Annotated in this window: 4 protein-coding genes and 4 tRNA genes; 1 reads left to right on the top strand and 7 read right to left on the bottom strand. The window is 51.4% G+C overall.

Features of this window, described 5'->3' with window-relative positions; genetic code table 11:
- From ACLH1I_RS26320 to ACLH1I_RS26300, 5 genes are all read right to left on the bottom strand, one after another.
- Nucleotides 1-198 (bottom strand): GTP-binding protein (locus tag ACLH1I_RS26320; RefSeq protein WP_032440645.1); only part of this gene is annotated, 198 nt, incomplete at its 3' end.
- A 115-nt stretch (nucleotides 199-313) separates the two neighbouring features.
- Nucleotides 314-389, bottom strand: a tRNA-Thr gene (locus ACLH1I_RS26315).
- A gap of 5 nt (nucleotides 390-394) precedes the next feature.
- A tRNA-Gly gene (locus ACLH1I_RS26310) sits at nucleotides 395-469 on the bottom strand.
- A gap of 115 nt (nucleotides 470-584) precedes the next feature.
- Nucleotides 585-669: transfer RNA gene (locus tag ACLH1I_RS26305), tRNA-Tyr, on the bottom strand.
- Between the two features lie 10 nt (nucleotides 670-679).
- Nucleotides 680-755, bottom strand: a tRNA-Thr gene (locus tag ACLH1I_RS26300).
- 430 nt (nucleotides 756-1,185) lie between these two features.
- Here ACLH1I_RS26300 and coaA point away from each other — a divergent pair.
- Complete coding sequence (gene coaA, locus ACLH1I_RS26295; RefSeq protein ID WP_004206833.1) at nucleotides 1,186-2,136, top strand: type I pantothenate kinase; 951 nt, start codon at nucleotides 1,186-1,188, stop codon at nucleotides 2,134-2,136.
- 26 nt (nucleotides 2,137-2,162) lie between these two features.
- On the opposite strand, the gene birA is transcribed toward coaA, so the two are convergent.
- Both birA and murB read right to left on the bottom strand, forming a co-directional pair.
- Complete coding sequence (gene birA / locus ACLH1I_RS26290; RefSeq protein WP_004206834.1) at nucleotides 2,163-3,125, bottom strand: bifunctional biotin--[acetyl-CoA-carboxylase] ligase/biotin operon repressor BirA; 963 nt, start codon at nucleotides 3,123-3,125, stop codon at nucleotides 2,163-2,165.
- Nucleotides 3,122-4,150 (bottom strand): UDP-N-acetylmuramate dehydrogenase, encoded by a 1,029-nt coding sequence (gene murB, locus ACLH1I_RS26285; RefSeq protein ID WP_135722631.1) that lies wholly within the window; start codon nucleotides 4,148-4,150, stop codon nucleotides 3,122-3,124. Before murB ends, birA begins: the two co-directional genes overlap by 4 nt.
- Nucleotides 4,151-4,434: the final 284 nt, after the last annotated feature.

The raw sequence follows: 4,434 nt of genomic DNA, 5'->3' as shown, positions 1-4,434 counted from the left end.
AGAGGTGTTGATGGTGATACCACGAGCTTTTTCTTCCGGCGCGTTATCGATCTGGTCGAATGCGCGAGCGGAACCACCGTAGGTTTTAGCCAGAACGGTAGTGATGGCAGCGGTCAGCGTTGTTTTACCATGGTCAACGTGGCCGATAGTACCGACGTTAACGTGCGGTTTTGTACGTTCAAACTTTTCTTTAGACATCGATTGTCCCTCTAAGACACGGATAAATCGGTGATATCACCACATCAACCAGGCAACATGCCCGACTTGTTGAATGAACATAACAGAAGAGAAACAGGGAAGGAGAGAAAAGAAGTGGTGCTGATACCCAGAGTCGAACTGGGGACCTCACCCTTACCAAGGGTGCGCTCTACCAACTGAGCCATATCAGCACGTCTGGAGCGGGCAGCGGGAATCGAACCCGCATCATCAGCTTGGAAGGCTGAGGTAATAGCCATTATACGATGCCCGCATCCTGAAACTCGGCTACCCAGTTCTTTCTGTAATACTAAAAAGACTGCTCTCTTTAGTATTGAGCTGATTAGTTTACCCAACCAACTCCGGCTACGCAAAGCGTCGCCAGAAAGTGGTGGTGGGGGAAGGATTCGAACCTTCGAAGTCGATGACGGCAGATTTACAGTCTGCTCCCTTTGGCCGCTCGGGAACCCCACCCAAATTGTTATGGTGCCGACTACCGGAATCGAACTGGTGACCTACTGATTACAAGTCAGTTGCTCTACCTACTGAGCTAAGTCGGCATCAAGTAGCGCGCATTCTAGGGAGAGGAGCGAGTTCATGCAACTAAAAATTTGCATAAAACGTTCTCTTGCTCACATTTTGTGCTCTTACGCGAAAAAACGGTGTAATTTCAAACAAAGGAGTGCAAATAATCGCCAACAAACGGGCCCATCAGGCGCGGTTTCGGTCAGCCACGTTTACCAGGAACGTATACTGACCGTAAACTGAAAGGCAGCAGGCCGTTAGTACCATCCTGTTAGCAAAGGCCATGCTTTGCAAAGCATAAGAAACTTATTCCTCTCTTGTGACGCTGGCGCGAGAAAGCGGCATTCAATGAGTTTTTTTCTTATTATTCCCGGCAATCTGGTGTTACCCTCCTGCCCATTGTCCTGATTAACTCGTGTGAAGCATCGCCGTTTCAACGTATTCGGTGATGGTAAGAACATGCTTATGAGCCAAAAAGAGCAGACGTTAATGACACCGTACCTACAATTTAACCGCCACCAATGGGCTGCACTTCGTGATTCTGTCCCGATGACGTTAACCGAGGAAGAAATCACGCGGTTAAAAGGCATCAACGAAGATCTCTCTCTGGAAGAGGTTGCTGAGATCTATTTGCCGCTGTCGCGTTTGCTCAACTTCTATATCAGTTCTAACCTGCGTCGTCAGGCTGTTCTCGAACAATTTCTTGGCACCAACGGTCAGCGAATTCCCTATATTATCAGTATCGCTGGCAGCGTGGCGGTAGGAAAAAGCACCACCGCCCGTGTACTGCAGGCCTTGCTGAGCCGTTGGCCGGAGCATCGCCATGTCGAACTCATTACCACTGACGGATTTTTGCACCCTAACTCAGTTTTGAAAGAACGTGGGTTAATGAAGAAAAAAGGCTTTCCGCAGTCCTATGATATGCATCGGCTGGTGAAGTTTGTCTCCGATCTCAAATCAGGGGTACCACAGGCAACTGCACCGGTTTATTCCCATCTAATTTATGATGTTATTCCCGATGGCGATAAAACCGTCGCTCAACCGGATATTCTCATTCTTGAAGGACTGAATGTTCTGCAAAGTGGGATGGATTATCCACACGATCCGCATCATGTATTCGTATCGGATTTTGTCGACTTTTCTATTTATGTCGATGCCCCGGAAGAATTATTGAAAAGCTGGTATATCAACCGCTTTCTTAAATTCCGGGAAGGGGCATTTACCGACCCGGATTCTTATTTTCATAATTACGCCAAGCTGTCGAAGGAAGAAGCGGTCGAAATTGCCACCTCGCTTTGGAATGAGATTAACCTAATGAATCTCAAGGAAAACATCCTTCCAACTCGCGAGCGCGCCAGCCTGATTATGACCAAGAGCGCCAATCATTCTGTTAATCAGGTACGCTTACGTAAATAAAGCAAAGGGAGCCGGAGCTCCCTTTTTTATTCTGCGCTGCGCAATGATATTTCACCACCAACCCAGGCTTTTATCACACCATCCTGCTCCAGCAATAGCGCACCCTGGGCGTCAATGCCGCGGGAAATGCCATAAATTTCTTTATCACCGATAATCAGTTTTACCGGACGATGAATAAAGTTATCCAGTTTTTCCCAGCGCGGCAGATAAGGAGCCAACCCTTCCTGCTCGAACAGCTCCAGTCCCAGGCGCAGCTCTTTAATCAGGCGCGCGGCGAGGAGATTACGGTCGATGACCACCCCCGCTTCCTGAAGACTGATCCAACCCTGATTGACGACATCAGACTCCACACGACGCATCACAAGGTTGATACCCGCGCCGCTGACGATTTGTGCGGCATCGCCCGTTTTCCCCGTCAGCTCCACGAGGATCCCTGACAGCTTACGATCCTGCAGGTAAATATCGTTTGGCCATTTCACGCGAACCTGTTCGGCCCCGAGTTGCTGCAGCACTTCAGCGATCACAATACCAATCACCAGGCTTAGGCCAATCGCCGCTGCCGGGCCCTGCTCCAGACGCCAGTACATCGAGAGATAGAGATTCGCACCAAAGGGGGAAAACCATTTTCTGCCTCGCCGGCCTCGCCCTGCCTGCTGATATTCAGCTACGCAGGCATCGCCGGACGTCAGCTCATCCAGTCTGTCCAGCAAATACTGGTTAGTGGAGTCGATTACCGGAAGGACAGTCACTCGGCCATGTTCTATCTGTTGGGAGATCTTTTTCTCATCCAACAGATGAATGGGCTCTGGCAGGCTGTACCCCTTGCCCGGCACGGTAAACACATCGACGCCCCAGTCGCGTAACGTCTGGATATGCTTATTAATCGCCGCCCGGCTCATGCCTAACTGCTCGCCAAGCTGTTCACCTGAGTGAAACTCACCATCAGCAAGGATAGAAATTAGCGTTAAAGGGATAGTATGGTCTTTCACGCAATGCTCTCCTCTGCGTTGACTTCACCATGCGTTCCAATGAAGCGCACCTCGGGCTGAAGCCATACATTGAATTTTGCCCCCACCTGCTGGCGAACGTAATGGGCTAGCTTTATCACATCCTCGCTGGTCGCTTGATCTTCATTAATCAGTACCAGCGCCTGCTGTCGATGCACGGCCGCGCCGCCGATGCGTTTTCCTTTGAGCTGACATTGATCGATTAGCCAGCCAGCGGCAAGCTTGACGCTGCCGTTTGCCTGCGGATAGTGCGGTGCATGAGGGAACTGCGCCAGCAGCGCTTCAGCAACCTGAGCGCTGACGATCGGGTTCTTAAAAAAGCTGCCAGCATTACCGTTAATCTTTGGATCCGGCAATTTAGTCATTCGCATATGGCAGACCGCATCAAATACCTGTTGCGGGGTGACTGTCTGCGGATCGAGACGTGTTAAATCACCGTAGCTCAGCACAGGTCGCCACGCTTTCGCTAACGATAAGCCAATCGCGACGATGGCGTAGCGGTCCTGATATTCATGTTTAAAGATACTGTCGCGATAGCCGAAACGGCATTCCGCCGCGGAAAGGCGTTGTTTACGTCCCGTTTCCAGCTCGATGCAGTCAACATATTCGCAGACCCGCTGTAATTCGACGCCGTAGGCGCCAATATTCTGGATCGGCGACGATCCTGCGCAGCCTGGGATTAATGCCAGATTTTCCAGACCAGGCATCGCATGCTGTAGCGTGAACTGCACCAGTTGATGCCAGTTTTCGCCGGCACCGACGTGCAAGCGCCAGGCATCCGGGGTTTCGCTCACCTCGATCCCCATAATCCGGTTGAGGATCACCGTACCGGCATAGTCGTTCAGAAACAGGACGTTACTGCCTTCACCAAGGATTAGCGTGGGTTCGCCAGCCGCGGCAGCGGTTTGCCAGGCGCTTAGCAACTGTTGCTCAGTTTCGGCGCGTACTATCGTTTTGGCGGATCGCTCAATGCCAAAGGTATTCCAGGGTTTGAGGGAGTGGTTCATAGTGGCTTCCTGATGCAAAATCGGCGTTAGTTTACCGTATCTGGCGGGGGAAGGCTTGCCTGATTACAGAGGCAATAATATTGCGGGACGTTATCGGTGGTGATGTGGTGTACCGGTCCGGGCTACAGACCCCGCAAGGCCCCTGGCCCAGGTAAGCGCAGCGCCACCGGAGAGGCATGCCGGCACCCTCCCCGGATGACACAAACGCAAAAAAGCTCAGCCTTTCGACTGAGCTTTCTGCTTTATTTGATGCCTGGCAGTTCCCTACTCTCACATGGGGAGAC

The sequence above is a fragment of the Klebsiella sp. 1SOBk10mer genome, from assembly GCF_046602535.1.
Lineage (GTDB): Bacteria > Pseudomonadota > Gammaproteobacteria > Enterobacterales > Enterobacteriaceae > Klebsiella > Klebsiella quasipneumoniae.
This window is presented reverse-complemented; position numbering and strand designations above follow the sequence as displayed.

What these genes read in the sequence shown, in the direction of transcription:
- coaA (WP_004206833.1), top strand. Translation starts at nt 1,186, where the DNA reads ATGAGCCAAAAAGAGCAGACGTTAATGACACCGTACCTACAATTTAAC.
- murB (WP_135722631.1), bottom strand. Translation starts at nt 4,150, where the DNA reads ATGAACCACTCCCTCAAACCCTGGAATACCTTTGGCATTGAGCGATCC.